Source organism: Altererythrobacter sp. CAU 1778, assembly GCF_054482795.1.
The window spans coordinates 314,800-328,672 of sequence record NZ_JBTLRP010000003.1; the positions used below are offsets into that span (position 1 = coordinate 314,800).

Genomic DNA, 13,873 nt, shown 5'->3' on the forward strand with positions numbered 1-13,873 from the left:
CCCCCCCCCCCCCCGATGCCGATCTGGGACGCCACAAGTTCACCCGCCACGCTGTGGTCGGCAGCGCGATCGTCGATTTCAACTGCCACAATCTCGGCATGGCGATCATGATCGACGAGGACGGGCAGAACGAAGCCCTGGCTCGCCGCAGCGACCGCGCGCTGGAATCGGTCGGCATCCGCGTGATGCGGATCAAGGCGGCGGACATCATCGAGAATATCGACGACGTACTCGCCCGTATTACCGCCGGAATGCGGATGCGGATTGCCGACAAGGCCGAGGCGCGCCGCGCGCACAACGCTGCCAATCCGCGACAGAGCAAGCCACGCTACGACCGCGACGGCAACGGCCCGCCGCGCGCCGGACCGCGCAACAATCACGCGCGGCGCGACGACTGAAACACGAACATTCGAGAATGATGAGAATGCTGGAAATCGAAAACCTGACCGCCGAAATCGGCGGCAAGACCATCCTCAACGGCCTGTCGCTGAGCGTCGCTGCCGGGGAAATCCATGCCATCATGGGCCCCAACGGCGCGGGCAAGTCGACGCTCGCCTATGTGCTGGGCGGTCGGCCCGGTTACGAAGTGACCGGCGGCAGCGTGCGCTTCAACGGTGGAGACCTGCTCGCCATGGACCCGCACGAGCGTGCATCGGCCGGCCTGTTCCTGGGCTTCCAGTACCCGGTCGAGATCCCCGGCGTGTCGAACGTCCAGTTCCTACGCGAGGCGCTCAATTCGCAGCGCAAGCAGCGCGGGGAAGAGGCTCTGTCGGGCGGCGAGTTCCTAAAGTTGGCGCGCGAAAAGGCGGCGCTGCTGAAGCTCGACCCCGAAATGCTCAAGCGCCACGTCAATGTCGGCTTTTCCGGCGGCGAGAAGAAGCGCGCCGAGATGGTCCAGATGGGCATTCTCGACCCGACCTTCGCCGTGCTCGACGAAACCGACTCCGGCCTCGACATCGACGCGCTGCGCGTGGTGGGCGAAGGCATCAATTCGATCATGCGTGACCCTGCCAAGGGCGTTCTGCTTATCACTCACTACCAGCGGCTGCTCGAAGTCGTGCGGCCGGACAAGGTCTCCATCCTGTCGGGCGGACGCATCGTGCGGACCGGCGGCCCAGACATCGCCCTGCGGCTGGAGGAGGAAGGCTATGACGCGGTGATGGCGGCATGAGCATTCTCGCACCCATCATCCTGCTGATGCAGACCCTGCCGATCCCCGCAACGCCGACCAGCCAGCCGGTGGCGGACGAGATCGTCGTGATTTCCGAGAAGCTCGAGGAGTGGAAGGGCGGCGTATACAATGACGAAGGCCAGCTGAAGTGCCGCATCAAGCAGAGCACCGGTGACCCGGAAATCGATGCGATCCGCTGCGGCGCCATGCTGCGCTGCTTTGCTCCGCACCGCGAAGGCTTCGCGACCATCGCGGAATCGGAGCTTTCCGCCGAAGACAAGCGCGAGCAGATGCAGGAACTCGCCGAATCGCTCCAGCCGTGCCTCGACAAGGCGCATGAGGCGGGGATTCGCTACCTCGCCGAACAGCGGGCGGGCGACAAGTGAGCGAAGTGCTTCCGACCACCCGCGACGAAACCTGGCGCTACGCCGCTGTCGAGCGTCTGAAGGGCGTTGCGCTCGACAACTGGCGGGAGATTACCGTCGCGCCGGGCGAGAGTTTTCGCGATTGTCTGACCGTGGCCGACGGCGCGCGCACCGGCGAGACCGAATTGCACCGCTGGCGCGTGACGCTGGGTGCAGGCGCGCGATGCGAATTGTTCGCCGTGCTGGCTTCCGCCGAATATGCGCGGCTCGAAATCGAGGTCACGCTGGCCAAAGGCGCGCATTTCGAATTCGGAGGCATCACCGTTGGCGGGCGCGACACCGTGCGTGAATTCGTCACCCGCGTCGTCCATGCGGAACCCGAGGCGACTAGCAACCAAACCGTGCGCAGCGTCCACTGGGGCAAGGGGACGGGCAACTTCCTCGGCAATATCGACGTCGTTCGCGACGCACAGAAAACCGATGCGGCGCAGGACTTCAAGGGGTTGCTGCTGGAACGCGGCGCGAGCGTGAATGCCGTCCCGCAGCTCGAAATTTTTGCCGACGACGTGAAATGCGCGCACGGCGCGAGTGTCGGGCAGATGGACGAATCCGCGCGCTTCTACATGGCCGCTCGCGGGCTTTCGCCCGAACTGGCGCAGCGCCTGCTGGTCCGCGCGTTTCTCGGTGATGCGATGGTATCGCTCGACGACGATGACGCGCGCGAAGCGCTGATGGAAGTCGCTCTTGCCAAGGTGGACCTTCACCTGTGAGCGAGGCGGCGACCCTTACCCGCGTTAACGCGCGGCGGGCGGAATTCCCCGGCTTGCTGACCGCGGACGGCGCGCCCTGGCATTACCTCGATACGGCCGCCACTGCGCAAAAGCCGACCGCAGTGATCGACGCGATGGCACGCGCACTGGGGCCGGACTACGCAACGGTGCACCGCGGCGTCTACTCGCGCTCGGCCAACATGACGCTGGGATACGAAGCAGCGCGGCGTCGGGTAGCAGACTTCATCGGGGCCGGGAGCGAGGACGAAATCGTCTTCGTGCGCGGCGCGACCGAGGGGATCAATCTCGTCGCCCAAAGCTGGGGCGGGGCGAATTTGCAGGCGGGCGACCGCATCATGCTGAGCCAGCTGGAACATCACTCCAACATCGTGCCTTGGCAGATGGTGGCGGAGCGTACCGGCGCTGAAATCGACGTCTGCCCGCTGACCGAGGACGGGCGGATCGACCTCGACTGGCTCGAAGCCCATCTTACCCCGCAGCACAAGCTGGTCGCGCTGGCGCATGTGTCCAATGTGCTGGGCAGCGTTCTGGGCGCCAAGCGCGCAGCGAAGGCAGCCCATGCCGTCGGCGCGAAGCTGCTGCTCGACGGGTGCCAGGCCGCGCCGCGGATGCGGCTCGACATGGGCGAGCTCGACTGCGATTTCTACGTCTTCAGCGGGCACAAGCTCTACGGCCCGACCGGCATCGGTGTGCTGTGGGCAAAGGGCGACATTCTCGACGCCATGCCCCCGTGGCAGGGCGGCGGGGCGATGATCGACCGGGTCAATTTTGCTGGCTCGACCTACGCGCCTGCGCCTCAGCGGTTCGAGGCCGGGACACCCATGATCACCGAGGCAATCGCGCTGCACGCCGCGATCGATTATCTCGAACCGCTCGGCATGGAGGCATTGTTCGCGCACGAAAGCGCGCTTGCCGCCACGCTGCGTGACGAACTGCGCGGAATGAACTCCATCACCCTGTTCGGGCCGGAGAAATCGGCGGGCATCGTCTCCTTTGCGATGGAGGGGGTTCATCCGCACGATCTGGGCACCATATTGGATGAAGAGAACGTCGCGATCCGCGCCGGACACCACTGCGCGCAACCCCTGATGGAACATCTCGGCGTGCCCGCGACGGCGCGCGCCAGCTTCGGCCTCTATTCGGACGAAAGCGACATCGAGGCCCTGATGCGCGGCATCGCCCGCACGCAGAAGATTTTCGGCTGAGGAATATTATGGACGACACCAGCGAAAACAGTGACTTCATTGCCGCACCGGCACCCAACGAGGATATCGCGCTGCGCGCCAAGCCGCCCCGTGCGCGGGTGGAGGACGCGGTCGAGGAAAGCGCCGGCGACAAGCTGGAGCGCAAGAAGGATTACCTCGAAGGTTTCCTCGCGCAGAAACCGCAGAGCCTGCCGAACGGAGAGCCGGGCGGCGAACTCTACGAAGCGGTCGTCGCTGCGCTGAAGGAGATTTTCGACCCGGAAATCCCGGTCAACATCTATGACCTTGGCCTGATCTACGGCGTCGATGTGACGGAGGAAGCCGATGTCGCCGTCACCATGACGCTGACGACCCCGCATTGCCCGGTCGCGGAAACCATGCCCGGCGAAGTCGAGCTCCGTGCCGGTTCGGTTCCCGGCGTACGCCACGCAGAGGTCAATCTGGTCTGGGATCCGCCATGGGGCCCGGACAAGATGAGTGACGAAGCCCGCCTCGAACTCGGAATGCTTTGAGGTGGCCGCACTCGCCATCGCCCTTGCGGACTACGCTTCTGCGGAAGACGCTGCCGCGGTCGTCGATCTGCTCGATGCCTATGCGCGCGATCCGATGGGCGGAAGCGAGCCGCTGTCCGACCATGCACGGGCCACACTGGTGGAGGGTCTCGCATCTATGCCCGGCGCCTTCTCGCTCATCGCGCGAGAGGATGGCGCGCCGGTCGGCCTCGCCAATTGTTTTACCGGCTTCTCCACCTTTGCCGCCGCGCCGCTGGTCAATATTCACGACATCGCCGTGCTGCCGGGTCATCGCGGCAAGGGCATCGGCAAGGCGTTGATGCAAGCGGTCGAGGACGAAGCCCGCCGGCGCGGGGCGTGCAAGGTCACGCTCGAAGTGCTGAGCGGCAATACGAATGCCAGGGCGCTTTACGCACAGCTCGGCTATGGCGATTATCAGCTCGATCCGGAAAGCGGGAATGCGCTGTTCTGGCAGAAGAGGCTCGCATGACAGACACCACCACGAAAACCCGCCCCGCGCCCAAGGCTGCGGTCACCCTGACCCCGTCCGCGGAGCAGCGAGTCGCCGACCTGATGGCCAAGGCGCCCGACGACGCGATCGGCGTCAAGCTGTCGACCCCGAAGCGCGGCTGTTCGGGTCTCGCCTACTCGGTCGACTACGTAAACGAGGAACAGGGCTTCGACGAAAAGATCGAGACCCCCGGCGGGGTCTTCTACATCGACGGCGCAAGTGTCCTTTACCTGATCGGCAGCGTCATGGACTGGGTGGAGGACGACTTCACCGCCGGTTTCGTATTCGAAAATCCCAATGCCAAGGGCGCCTGCGGCTGCGGCGAAAGCTTCATGGTCTGACGCTGACTGGCAGTTCGCCCGACGCGAGACGCCTAGCGCACTAGGAGTGCAAGATGCCGCGAAGCATCGCGCCCATCGCCCGACCGAAATCTGCGTTGCAGTCCGCCACGAAGCCGGCCAGCGCCCGCGGTTCCGTTTCGGCGCGGAGAAAGCCGTCGAGATAGTTCGACAGGCAGTCAGCAAGCAGCACTTCCCATTGCGCTGCGTCTCCATGCGCGCGGGTTGCCTTAGTCATCCGATGGAGCCGCTCCACCTCTGCCCCTTTGACCGGGGGTTCGGCGCTCTGTCCGCCAGCGAAAAGGAGCCGCCGCACCAGGCTCGGCGCAGCATCTCGCACGGACGGACGATGTGCTTCTTCACAGCTGCAAGAGGGTTCCTGATCCGAAAGGACGATCCGCTCTATCCGGTCTAGCGCGTAACTCCTGAGTTTCGCTCGCAAGGCGGGGGCTTGCTCGACGACGCGGACCAAGGCTTCGAATTCCGCTAGCGACCTGCCGCCACCGTCGGCATCGATTTGCACGATCATCCACGCATCTGCCCGCACACCGTCGATTGCTGGCGATGCAGCCGAGCGGACTACGAACGCGGTCACGGACGCGACGAAGGATTCGCACCAGTCCGGATCTGGATTTTCGAGGCCGCGATGGAGGGCGAAGAGAGCTTCGACTTCCGCCCGCGCCGCGTCGCCCGCGCCCATGCCTCCGCCGGGCAGGATTTGCTGCGCGAGGGCGCTAAACTGGATGCTCATGAACGCCCGATCCCCTCCGGCTGGAAACCGGGCTTTGCAGGCAATGGCTAACAACGCGTTTAGCGGCGGCGTTTCATCGCCGCAAAGCAGCAACGCAGGCGGCGCGGTCGACGTCCTGCCCGTCGGATGCGCGACGTGTCTCGACCCAGGTGGCGACCGGCTCCGCCTGCGGCTGCATAGGGTAGAGGTATATGTCGAGCACGCAGGGCTGGCCGCTGAACTGCAACTTTCTCACATCCCCCTCGCGCACGTCGAGGCGCGGCGTACCGAAGCGGGCAATCAGCGCGCTCGCTCCGCTGCCGATCACGCCCTCGAGACCGGCAACGCGCATGACTTGCGGCGCGCGAAAAGTGGCCGTGGACTGCGGCGGGGGCGTGGGATCGGTTGCAGGCACGCCGGTACTGACCGGACGCGGCGGTGGTGCAGCCTGCGGCGTGGTGGTGGCACATGCACCCAGCAGCAGCAGCGACAGGGCGAGCGGGGCAATACGCTTCATGAAACAGGCTTTCCGGATTTGCGGTGGGTTCGCTGCACGAGATGCGTCGCAGCGGCGGCACCCAGCACGGGCGCGGCAAGATTGACGAACGGAACAATCAGCAGCGCGGCAATCGCCCCGCCAAGCAGGAAGCGCTGGCCCGCGCTGACCGGCGATTTTTCCTCTGGCGCGTGGCGGTGGCGCAGCCATGCCATGTCGTGCAGCTCGCGCCCCAGCAGCCAGCCATTGACCGCCCACAGCAGAACTGCCGGGCCGATCGCGGTGAAGAGCAGGGCGATAGCAAAAGGCGCGGCGATGAGGTTGGCGCCGATGGCGCGCGCGGCCCCGCGCAGGCTGTTGCCGAGATCCTCGCGAAACGGCAGGGCGCGCGCCGAATGTGCGGCCTGCGGATAGTCGCGCCGTTCCACGGCCTCCACCACGTCGTCGACGAAAAACTGCAACACCGCGAGCGCGACCACGCGAAACAGCAGCCAGCCCAGCACGATCACCAGCAATGTCGACAGTACCACGTATGTATCGTCGCTCAGCGTGAGCCAGCGCGATATCACCCGCGGCAAGAGCAGCGACAGAGCCCAACCGAGTGCGACGAATACGGCCAGCGTGGCCGCCACGCTCTTCAACGCGACGCGCAGCACTGCGCCCTGCGACAGGTTCGAGAGCGCGCGCAGCAGGCTGGACAGAACGGCGGTCATGATCGCAGGCCGGAGTGGGGCCTGCCCCCGCGCAAGTCAATCGGCCAGCGATCCGCCCCCCTTCCCTGCGCGGCGCGCTGCCGCTAAGGCGCGGCAACTTCCCCGCAAGCACAGGATTTTCAGCTCAGTGACCCAGCCCCGTTACGACGTGATCGCCATCGGCAATGCCATCGTCGATGTCATGGCCCCATGCGACGACGCGCTGATCGAAGAACTCGGCCTCGCCAAGGGCGGCATGACTCTCGTCGACGAAGACGGCGCGCGCCGCCTCTACGAAGCAATGGGTCCGGCGAAGGAAATCTCCGGCGGCTCGGCAGCGAACACGCTTGCCGGGATGAGCGCGCTGGGCGCACAGTGCGCCTTCGTCGGCCAGGTCGCGCAGGACCAGCTTGGCGACGTTTTCAGCCACGACATCCGCGCGGTCGGCATCGACTTCGATACACCTGCCCGCGAAGGCCAGCCTTCCACCGCGCGCTGCCTGATCTTCGTCACGCCCGATGGCGAGCGCACGATGAACACCTTTCTGGGCGCGAGCCAGTTCCTGCCGCCCGCCGCGCTCGACGATGATCTGATCGCCAGCGCCGCCATCCTCTATCTCGAAGGCTATCTGTGGGACCCGGAAGAACCGCGTAGCGCGATGCGCCGGGCGATCGAAGTTGCGCGCAAGGCTGGCCGCAAGGTCGCCTTCACCGCATCGGAAAGCTTCGTGATCGATCGCCACGGCGACGATTTCCGCGCGCTGATCGAGGAGGGGCAGATCGACATCCTGTTCGTCAACGAACACGAACTTGCCAGCCTGACCGGTGAGAGCGAGTTCGAAGCCGGGCTTGCCGCGCTGCAGGGCAAGGTGCCGGTGATCGTCGCCACCCGCAGCGCCGCCGGAGCCGTCGCCATCGCGGGCGACGAGCGCGCCGAAGTCGCTGCCGAACCGATCGCGCAGGTTGTCGACACGACCGGCGCGGGCGACCTGTTTGCAGCCGGCTTCCTGACCGGCCACGCACGGGGCGAAAACCTCGCGACGAGCCTGCGGATGGGGGCCATCTGCGCCGCCGAAATCATCAGCCATTACGGCGCGCGGCCCGAAGCCGACCTCAAGGCCCTGGTGGAAGAAAAACTGGGCTGATCGTTCAGTAGATCGGCGGAGGCGGTTCGCCGCGATAGCCGATGAAATAACGGCGCAGCTGGGTGGCGAAGACCGCGCGGCGGAGGCAATCGAACCGCGCGGTCTCGCGTCCGGGTTGCGGTTCGGCCACGACATTGCTGACGGGCGCGGTGGTGTATTGCAGCCATTCGCCGTCGATCACCTCCAGCGCGCCGCCGGGTTCGTAATCGCACCAGTGCTCGATCCGGCGGGCGAGGGAGGTCAGGCTTTCGCCCTCGCTGCGGCGGGGTACCCTGGCAAGGTCCTGATGCGCGGCGAGCTCGCCAATCGCCTTCTCGCGTTCGCGGCGATAGATCGCCTCGCCCAGTTCGACTGCGCGTTCGGTTTCGGAATCCGCAAAGGTGATGAGGAAGCCGCTGTCGAGCACCAGTGCGGCAAGTGCGGCAGTGTCGAGTTGCCTGACCCGTGCAGGAGCGAGGCGCAGCTCCAGCCGCTGAAGATCGTAATCGGGGTCGGGGACCGTGGCGATTTCCGTTTCGGTGATGCCCAGCTGGATCAGGCGGGCGCGCCACGCAGAGAGCGGCAGGTCCTGCAACCTCTCGACCTCGGCCTGCTGGCGAGCGGCATATTTCTGCGGGTTCTCGTCATAGACGCCAAGTCCGCGCGGCTGCTCCTGCTCGCCGCCGCCGCAAGCGACAAGGGCGAGGCAGGCGAGCGGCAGGAGGCGCTTCACCCGGCCTGCCCTTCGCGGGCAATTTCCCGCGCCCCGATGTCCCGGCGGCAGAAGCCGCTCGGAAAATCGATCGCATCGACGGCGGCATAGGCGGCGGCCTGCGCGGCAGTGGCGGTCGGGCCGGTGGCGGTGACATTCAGCACGCGGCCCCCGTTTGCAATCAAGGCGCCATCGCGCTCCGCCGTCCCGGCATGGAAGACCTTGGCGCCGCTCGCCTCGGCATCGCCCAGCACTATGACGCCACCCTTCTCCGGCGTGCCGGGGTATCCCTTCGCCGCCATCACCACCGTCAGGGCGGTGTCTTCGGAGAAATTCGGCGCGGGCATGTCACCCAGCGTGCCGCGCGCGCAGGCAAGCATCACCTCGGCCAGGTCGCCGCGAAAACGCGTCATCAGGACTTGGCACTCGGGGTCGCCGAAGCGCGCATTGTATTCGATCAGCTGGGGGCCGCTGTCGGTCAGCATCAGCCCGGCGTAAAGCACACCGGAATAGGGTGTGCCGTCATCGCGCATGGTGGCAACGGTCGGCGCGATGATTTCGCGCATGGCCTGAGCCTGCAATTCTTCCGACAGCACCGGCGCGGGCGAATAGGCGCCCATCCCGCCGGTGTTCGGTCCGGTGTCGCCTTCGCCGACGCGCTTGTGATCCTGCGCGGTGCCGAAGGGCACTATGGTGGTCCCATCGGTGAGGGCAAAGAAGCTCGCTTCCTCCCCGGTGAGGAACTGCTCGATGACGACTTCGGCCCCGGCGTCTCCGAACTGGCCGCCGAACATGTCGGCTAGCGCATCCTCTGCCTCTGCGCGGGTTTCGGCGATGACGACGCCCTTGCCAGCGGCGAGGCCATCGGCCTTGAGGACGTAAGGTGCGGCGAAGTCATCCAGCGCTGCGCGCGCCTGTTCCAGCGAGGTGGTGCGGATGTATCCCGCCGTCGGAATGCCTGCACGCGCGCACAAATCCTTGGTGAAGCCCTTGCTCCCTTCCAGCTGCGCTGCCGCGCGCGATGGGCCGAACACCGCGATGCCTTCAGCTCGAAGCGAGTCTGCCAGCCCGTCGACCAGCGGCGCTTCGGGGCCGATCACCACCAGCGTCACGTCATGCGCGCGGACGAATTCGGCGACAGCGCCGTGATCCGTCACGTCGAGCGCCACGAGCTGCGCTTCCTCCGCAATGCCCGGATTTCCGGGCGCGGCGTAGAGCTTCTCGCAGGCCGGGGATTGCGCCAGCTTCCATGCCAGCGCATGTTCGCGCCCTCCGGACCCCAGCAGCAGGATATTCATGCCCGACCCTTTCGAAAATTCCTCAGACCAGAGCGGGCTGGTAGCGAAGGGACGCCCCGGCGACAACGCCGAGCCGCTGACAATCAGCGCACTGTCCGCCGCGCTGAAGCGCACGGTGGAAGATCGCTTCGGCTATGTCCGCCTGCGCGGGGAGCTGTCGGGCGTGAAGCGCGCCGCCTCCGGTCACCTCTATTGCAGTCTGAAAGACGAAAGCGCCGTGCTCGATGCAGTGATGTGGCGCGGCAGCACGCAGCGCCTCTCGTTTGCGCCGGAAGACGGCATAGAGGTCGTCGCTACGGGCAAGATCACGACCTATCCGGGTCGTTCCAAATATCAGATCGTGATCGAGAGCATGGAGATCGCGGGCGAGGGCGCCTTGCTCGCCCTGCTCGAAAAGACCCGCGCCCGGCTGGCGGCAGAAGGCGTGTTCGACGAAAGCCGCAAACGCGCGCTGCCGTTCCTGCCGCGTGTGATCGGCGTGGTGACATCGCCCACCGGGGCAGTGATCCGGGACATTCTTCACCGGCTGGAGGATCGCTTTCCGACGCATGTCGTGGTCTGGCCGGTACTGGTGCAGGGACAGGGCGCGGCCGAGCAGGTCGCTGCTGCCGTGCGCGGCTTCTCCGCCCTGCCCGAAGGCGGGCCGGTCCCGCGCCCCGATCTCGTCATCGTGGCACGCGGAGGCGGATCGATCGAGGACTTGTGGAGCTTCAACGAGGAAGTCGCGGTGCGCGCCGTCGCGGAATGCTCGATTCCCATCATCAGCGCGGTAGGCCACGAAACGGATACCAGCCTGTGCGATTTCGCCGCCGACCGCCGCGCTCCGACCCCGACCGCCGCCGCCGAGATGGCGGTTCCCGTGCGGCGCGACCTCGCCGTGCTGTTGCAGGAACTCGGCGTTCGCACGCAACGCGGCGTGGTCCGCCCGCTCGACCTGGGGCGGGAGCGGCTGGAAACGCGCGCGAGGCGGATGCCCAGACCCGAGGCGCTGCTGCAACCACAGGCGCAGAAGCTCGATGATCTATCCGAACGGTTGCGGCGCGGACTGAAGGACAGGGCGGTCCATGCCCGCGATCCCTTGGCGCGACTGTCGGCGCGGCTCTCGCCGAATCTGCTGCGTGGCAGGCTGCGCGAAAGCAGGACCGCCCTCGGCAACGCGCGGCTCGATCCCGTGCTGCTGCGCCGCCCGATGAAGCAGCGTGGCGAGAGGATTGCCGGGCTGGAGCGGATGTTGCGCTCGCTAAATCCCGATGGCGTGCTGGCGCGCGGCTATGCTCGCGTCACTGCGCCGCCGGGTAGGACCATCACCGATGCCGCCCATGCGCGAAAGGAAAGCGCGCTCACCATCATTTTCTGCGACGGAACGCTCGACGTGGCCGTGGGCGATGCATCGCCGCCTCCTGTGTCTAGTCAGCCCCCCAAACCGAAGCCGGCGCGCACAAAAATCGCCGAAACCCGGCAAGAGGATTTGTTCGGCGGCGGATGAATGCCTAGGTTGGAGCCATGCTGATGAAATCCGATTCCTCGCACTCCGGCGGCTCCGAGGCCATGCTGGTCTATGGCCCCAACGGTTTTCGCGTGATGCGCCCCGGCCACTGGGTCGCCTGCGCCGTCACCGCCGAGGCGATCCCGCTGGAGGAACTGCGCTATTGGAGCGTCGACCGGCAGGAAGCCTACGCCACGCCCGAAATCGCGACACGCCGCCTGCTTGCCGATGGTTGAGCGTAGCGGCTTCACCCACACCGCCCTTGCCCTCTCGCTGGCGCTGGCAGCCTGCCAGGCCGTGCCCGACAGCGCTCCGCCCCAGCAGGGCGGTGCGGACGCTGCCCTGCCGTTGGTAGCTGCACAGCAAGTTAGCGAAACGCCTCCACCGCCAGCCCCCGCGCGTCCGGGCGCGCTCAGTCTTGCGGGAGAGTTCACGCAAGGTGGCTGGATGCGCGGGGTCGCGCCGGCAAATACGCGCAGCATCACGCTCGACGGGCAACCGCTTCCCATCGCCGAGGACGGCACCTTCTTTGCCGCCTTCGATCGCGACGCCGCAGCCGACGCGCGTTTCGTGCTGACCAGCAATGACGGGGCAAGCTACGTGCGCGACCTGCGCATTGCGCCGCGCGACTGGCAGATCGAGCGTGTGAACGTTGCGCGCAGGAGCGGAGGACCGACCGAGGCGTTCCTGCGCCTCCGCCGCCCGGAACTCGAAAGGATTGCCGCCGCGCGCGAGATCAGGTCGAACTCCGATGGCTGGCGGCAGGATTTCGTGTGGCCGGTGCGCGGGCGCATTTCGGGGCGGTTCGGTTCGCAGCGCATCTATCGCGGAGAGCCGGGGAGCTATCACTCCGGCCTCGACATCGCGACAGGAGGAAGCGGGACGGCCTATGTCGCACCTGCGGACGGGGTGGTCGTGCTGGCCGCTAGCGAGCCATTTTCGCTAGAAGGCAATTTGCTGATCATCGATCACGGCAACGGGCTCAACAGCGCCTTCCTTCACAGCTCTCGAATCGTGGTGCGCGAGGGCGAACGGGTCGAACGCGGGCAGTACATTGGCAATATCGGCGCCACGGGCCGTGCAACCGGGCCACACCTCCACTGGAGCCTGAAGTGGAACGACGCGCGCCTCGACCCGCTTCTGTTTCTGGACCCGATGTAAACCGATAGCCTGACTTCCGGCCCAGCGCTTGTGTAGGTTGTGTTAAAATGCCTTCTCGATAGTCAACAGCACTGATAAGATAAACTGCTTTGCCTGTATTGTCGTAATGATTAGCGAGACGATCATGGCAGCGGCCCGAGTTGCGAATACGATGGGGCGACACTATGACCGATTGTGCGCCCGTCAAGCGGCGTGCGCTGGGCGGCGGCCCGCCCTGCCGCTACCGAACCGACGGACATACGCCCATTCGCACCTCCAAACGCAGACTGGCCATGGCGCTCGCCCTAGCCGCGGCGCTCACGCCCGGCTTGTGGTGGCGCGAAACCCGCATCGCGCAGGGGCCGACGGCGGTTACGATTGCAACACTTTCCATACCGCACACTATTGGTGGGACCGACCTCGCGCTTACCGGCGCGTGGCATATCGTCGGCCCGACTGCCAGAGTGGGTGGTTTTTCCGGACTTGCGGTGACGAGGGACGGCTTCTGGGCGGTGAGCGATGCTGGCACTGCGCTGCGCCTAGAGCTGGACGCAGCCGGGGAGCCGCAGCCGCGGGACCTGCGCGTCGTGGTCGAGGATCTCGACACGCCCAAGTGGGACCGCGATATCGAATCGGCGACAGCGGATGGGGCGGGGCGCATCTGGCTGGGCTTCGAGAGCTCGAACGCGATTCGCCGCGTCGACGGCGGTCTGCGCCCGCTTGGGGAGGTCCGCCCCGACAGCATGGCAGGCTGGCCAGCCAACAGCGGACCGGAAGGGATGGCCCGGCTTTCCGACGGGCGCTTCGTCGTGCTGGCCGAGGATACGGGCGGGGTCACCGCGAATGAAGCCAAGGGGCTGCTGTTTCCCAGCGATCCGCTCGACGGCGGTGAGCCCGTAAGCTTTCGCTTCCAGCCACCCTACGGTTCCAGCGCCACCGACCTGGCACAATTGCCCGATGGGCGCCTGATCGTCCTGATGCGCAGGCTGGAGCTGCTACCGCCGGGCTTTGTGACGCGTGTCGCACTCGCCGAGCCTGCTGATATCGTCGAGGGCGAACTCCTGCCGTGGGAAGAGCTTTCGCTGCCAGCGGGTTTTCCGACGGAGAATTACGAGGGGATCGCCGTCGTGCCACGCAAGGGCGGGGCGCTCGACATATGGATGATCTCGGACGACAATTTTGCCGTGTACCAGCGAACCCTGCTGCTTCGCTGGCGCTGGAACCCGCGCGATGAGCGCGCAAACAGAAGAACCCCCGGAAGCGGGGGTCCTTCCTGAATTACGGATGCGAGGATCGTCGCGGC

The 13,873-nt window shown here is 66.2% G+C and carries 18 protein-coding genes; 13 read left to right on the forward strand and 5 right to left on the reverse strand.

Annotated features, from left to right (window positions below; all coding sequences use genetic code 11):
- The 8 genes from ACXYN8_RS13100 to ACXYN8_RS13135 form a co-directional block, all read left to right on the forward strand.
- Positions 1-398 (forward strand): DUF559 domain-containing protein (locus ACXYN8_RS13100; RefSeq protein WP_458889895.1); only part of this gene is annotated, 398 nt, incomplete at its 5' end.
- Between the two features lie 26 nt (positions 399-424).
- The gene (sufC, locus tag ACXYN8_RS13105; protein ID WP_458889944.1) at positions 425-1,171 is read left to right on the forward strand and encodes a Fe-S cluster assembly ATPase SufC; all 747 of its coding nucleotides are present in this window, start codon (positions 425-427) and stop codon (positions 1,169-1,171) included.
- Positions 1,168-1,557 (forward strand): hypothetical protein, encoded by a 390-nt coding sequence (locus tag ACXYN8_RS13110; protein WP_458889896.1) that lies wholly within the window; start codon positions 1,168-1,170, stop codon positions 1,555-1,557. Before sufC ends, ACXYN8_RS13110 begins: the two co-directional genes overlap by 4 nt.
- Complete coding sequence (locus tag ACXYN8_RS13115) at positions 1,554-2,306, forward strand: SufD family Fe-S cluster assembly protein (RefSeq protein WP_458889897.1); 753 nt, start codon at positions 1,554-1,556, stop codon at positions 2,304-2,306. The genes ACXYN8_RS13110 and ACXYN8_RS13115 overlap by 4 nt, the downstream gene beginning before the upstream one ends.
- Positions 2,303-3,532 (forward strand): aminotransferase class V-fold PLP-dependent enzyme, encoded by a 1,230-nt coding sequence (locus ACXYN8_RS13120; protein WP_458889898.1) that lies wholly within the window; start codon positions 2,303-2,305, stop codon positions 3,530-3,532. Before ACXYN8_RS13115 ends, ACXYN8_RS13120 begins: the two co-directional genes overlap by 4 nt.
- An 8-nt stretch (positions 3,533-3,540) precedes the next feature.
- Complete coding sequence (locus ACXYN8_RS13125; RefSeq protein WP_458889899.1) at positions 3,541-4,044, forward strand: SUF system Fe-S cluster assembly protein; 504 nt, start codon at positions 3,541-3,543, stop codon at positions 4,042-4,044.
- A gap of 1 nt (position 4,045) precedes the next feature.
- The gene (locus ACXYN8_RS13130; RefSeq protein WP_458889900.1) at positions 4,046-4,534 is read left to right on the forward strand and encodes a GNAT family N-acetyltransferase; all 489 of its coding nucleotides are present in this window, start codon (positions 4,046-4,048) and stop codon (positions 4,532-4,534) included.
- On the forward strand, positions 4,531-4,896 hold the full coding sequence (locus ACXYN8_RS13135) for a HesB/IscA family protein (protein WP_458889901.1): 366 nt from the start codon (positions 4,531-4,533) through the stop codon (positions 4,894-4,896). Before ACXYN8_RS13130 ends, ACXYN8_RS13135 begins: the two co-directional genes overlap by 4 nt.
- 40 nt (positions 4,897-4,936) lie before the next feature.
- Here ACXYN8_RS13135 and ACXYN8_RS13140 read toward each other — a convergent pair whose 3' ends face one another.
- The 3 genes from ACXYN8_RS13140 to ACXYN8_RS13150 form a co-directional block, all read right to left on the reverse strand.
- Positions 4,937-5,644 carry a hypothetical protein gene (locus ACXYN8_RS13140; RefSeq protein ID WP_458889902.1) on the reverse strand — a complete coding sequence of 236 codons (708 nt, stop codon included), beginning with the start codon at positions 5,642-5,644 and terminating at the stop codon, positions 4,937-4,939.
- Between the two features lie 73 nt (positions 5,645-5,717).
- A complete protein-coding gene (locus ACXYN8_RS13145) occupies positions 5,718-6,140 on the reverse strand; it encodes a hypothetical protein (RefSeq protein ID WP_458889903.1) in 423 nt (140 codons plus the stop codon).
- Positions 6,137-6,832, reverse strand: a complete 696-nt coding sequence (locus tag ACXYN8_RS13150) for an EI24 domain-containing protein (protein WP_458889904.1) — start codon at positions 6,830-6,832, stop codon at positions 6,137-6,139. The genes ACXYN8_RS13145 and ACXYN8_RS13150 overlap by 4 nt, the downstream gene beginning before the upstream one ends.
- A gap of 127 nt (positions 6,833-6,959) precedes the next feature.
- Here ACXYN8_RS13150 and ACXYN8_RS13155 point away from each other — a divergent pair, with 127 nt between their 5' ends.
- Positions 6,960-7,955 carry an adenosine kinase gene (locus tag ACXYN8_RS13155; RefSeq protein WP_458889905.1) on the forward strand — a complete coding sequence of 332 codons (996 nt, stop codon included), beginning with the start codon at positions 6,960-6,962 and terminating at the stop codon, positions 7,953-7,955.
- Between the two features lie 4 nt (positions 7,956-7,959).
- Here the strand turns inward: ACXYN8_RS13155 and ACXYN8_RS13160 are convergent, their stop codons facing one another.
- Both ACXYN8_RS13160 and purD read right to left on the reverse strand, forming a co-directional pair.
- Positions 7,960-8,667: a hypothetical protein gene (locus ACXYN8_RS13160; RefSeq protein WP_458889906.1), complete on the reverse strand. Its 708-nt coding sequence runs from the start codon at positions 8,665-8,667 to the stop codon at positions 7,960-7,962.
- A complete protein-coding gene (purD, locus tag ACXYN8_RS13165) occupies positions 8,664-9,944 on the reverse strand; it encodes a phosphoribosylamine--glycine ligase (protein ID WP_458889907.1) in 1,281 nt (426 codons plus the stop codon). Before purD ends, ACXYN8_RS13160 begins: the two co-directional genes overlap by 4 nt.
- Between purD and xseA the strand changes: the two genes are divergently transcribed.
- The 4 genes from xseA to ACXYN8_RS13185 all read left to right on the forward strand — a co-directional run bounded on the left by xseA (position 9,943) and on the right by ACXYN8_RS13185 (position 13,847).
- Positions 9,943-11,430 carry an exodeoxyribonuclease VII large subunit gene (xseA, locus tag ACXYN8_RS13170; RefSeq protein ID WP_458889908.1) on the forward strand — a complete coding sequence of 496 codons (1,488 nt, stop codon included), beginning with the start codon at positions 9,943-9,945 and terminating at the stop codon, positions 11,428-11,430. The two genes, purD and xseA, sit on opposite strands and share 2 nt — an antisense overlap.
- Before the next feature lie 17 nt (positions 11,431-11,447).
- Positions 11,448-11,666 (forward strand): DUF2093 domain-containing protein, encoded by a 219-nt coding sequence (locus tag ACXYN8_RS13175; protein WP_458889909.1) that lies wholly within the window; start codon positions 11,448-11,450, stop codon positions 11,664-11,666.
- On the forward strand, positions 11,659-12,591 hold the full coding sequence (locus tag ACXYN8_RS13180) for a M23 family metallopeptidase (protein WP_458889910.1): 933 nt from the start codon (positions 11,659-11,661) through the stop codon (positions 12,589-12,591). Before ACXYN8_RS13175 ends, ACXYN8_RS13180 begins: the two co-directional genes overlap by 8 nt.
- 164 nt (positions 12,592-12,755) lie before the next feature.
- On the forward strand, positions 12,756-13,847 hold the full coding sequence (locus ACXYN8_RS13185; protein WP_458889911.1) for an esterase-like activity of phytase family protein: 1,092 nt from the start codon (positions 12,756-12,758) through the stop codon (positions 13,845-13,847).
- Positions 13,848-13,873 lie beyond the last annotated feature (26 nt).

Coding starts and splice junctions, on each gene's coding strand:
- ACXYN8_RS13150 (WP_458889904.1), bottom strand. CDS start 6,832: ATGACCGCCGTTCTGTCCAGCCTGCTGCGCGCGCTCTCGAACCTGTCG.
- sufC (WP_458889944.1), top strand. CDS start 425: ATGCTGGAAATCGAAAACCTGACCGCCGAAATCGGCGGCAAGACCATC.
- ACXYN8_RS13140 (WP_458889902.1), bottom strand. CDS start 5,644: ATGAGCATCCAGTTTAGCGCCCTCGCGCAGCAAATCCTGCCCGGCGGA.
- ACXYN8_RS13145 (WP_458889903.1), bottom strand. CDS start 6,140: ATGAAGCGTATTGCCCCGCTCGCCCTGTCGCTGCTGCTGCTGGGTGCA.
- purD (WP_458889907.1), bottom strand. CDS start 9,944: ATGAATATCCTGCTGCTGGGGTCCGGAGGGCGCGAACATGCGCTGGCA.
- ACXYN8_RS13135 (WP_458889901.1), top strand. CDS start 4,531: ATGACAGACACCACCACGAAAACCCGCCCCGCGCCCAAGGCTGCGGTC.
- ACXYN8_RS13110 (WP_458889896.1), top strand. CDS start 1,168: ATGAGCATTCTCGCACCCATCATCCTGCTGATGCAGACCCTGCCGATC.
- ACXYN8_RS13180 (WP_458889910.1), top strand. CDS start 11,659: ATGGTTGAGCGTAGCGGCTTCACCCACACCGCCCTTGCCCTCTCGCTG.
- xseA (WP_458889908.1), top strand. CDS start 9,943: ATGCCCGACCCTTTCGAAAATTCCTCAGACCAGAGCGGGCTGGTAGCG.
- ACXYN8_RS13185 (WP_458889911.1), top strand. CDS start 12,756: ATGACCGATTGTGCGCCCGTCAAGCGGCGTGCGCTGGGCGGCGGCCCG.
- ACXYN8_RS13175 (WP_458889909.1), top strand. CDS start 11,448: ATGCTGATGAAATCCGATTCCTCGCACTCCGGCGGCTCCGAGGCCATG.
- ACXYN8_RS13125 (WP_458889899.1), top strand. CDS start 3,541: ATGGACGACACCAGCGAAAACAGTGACTTCATTGCCGCACCGGCACCC.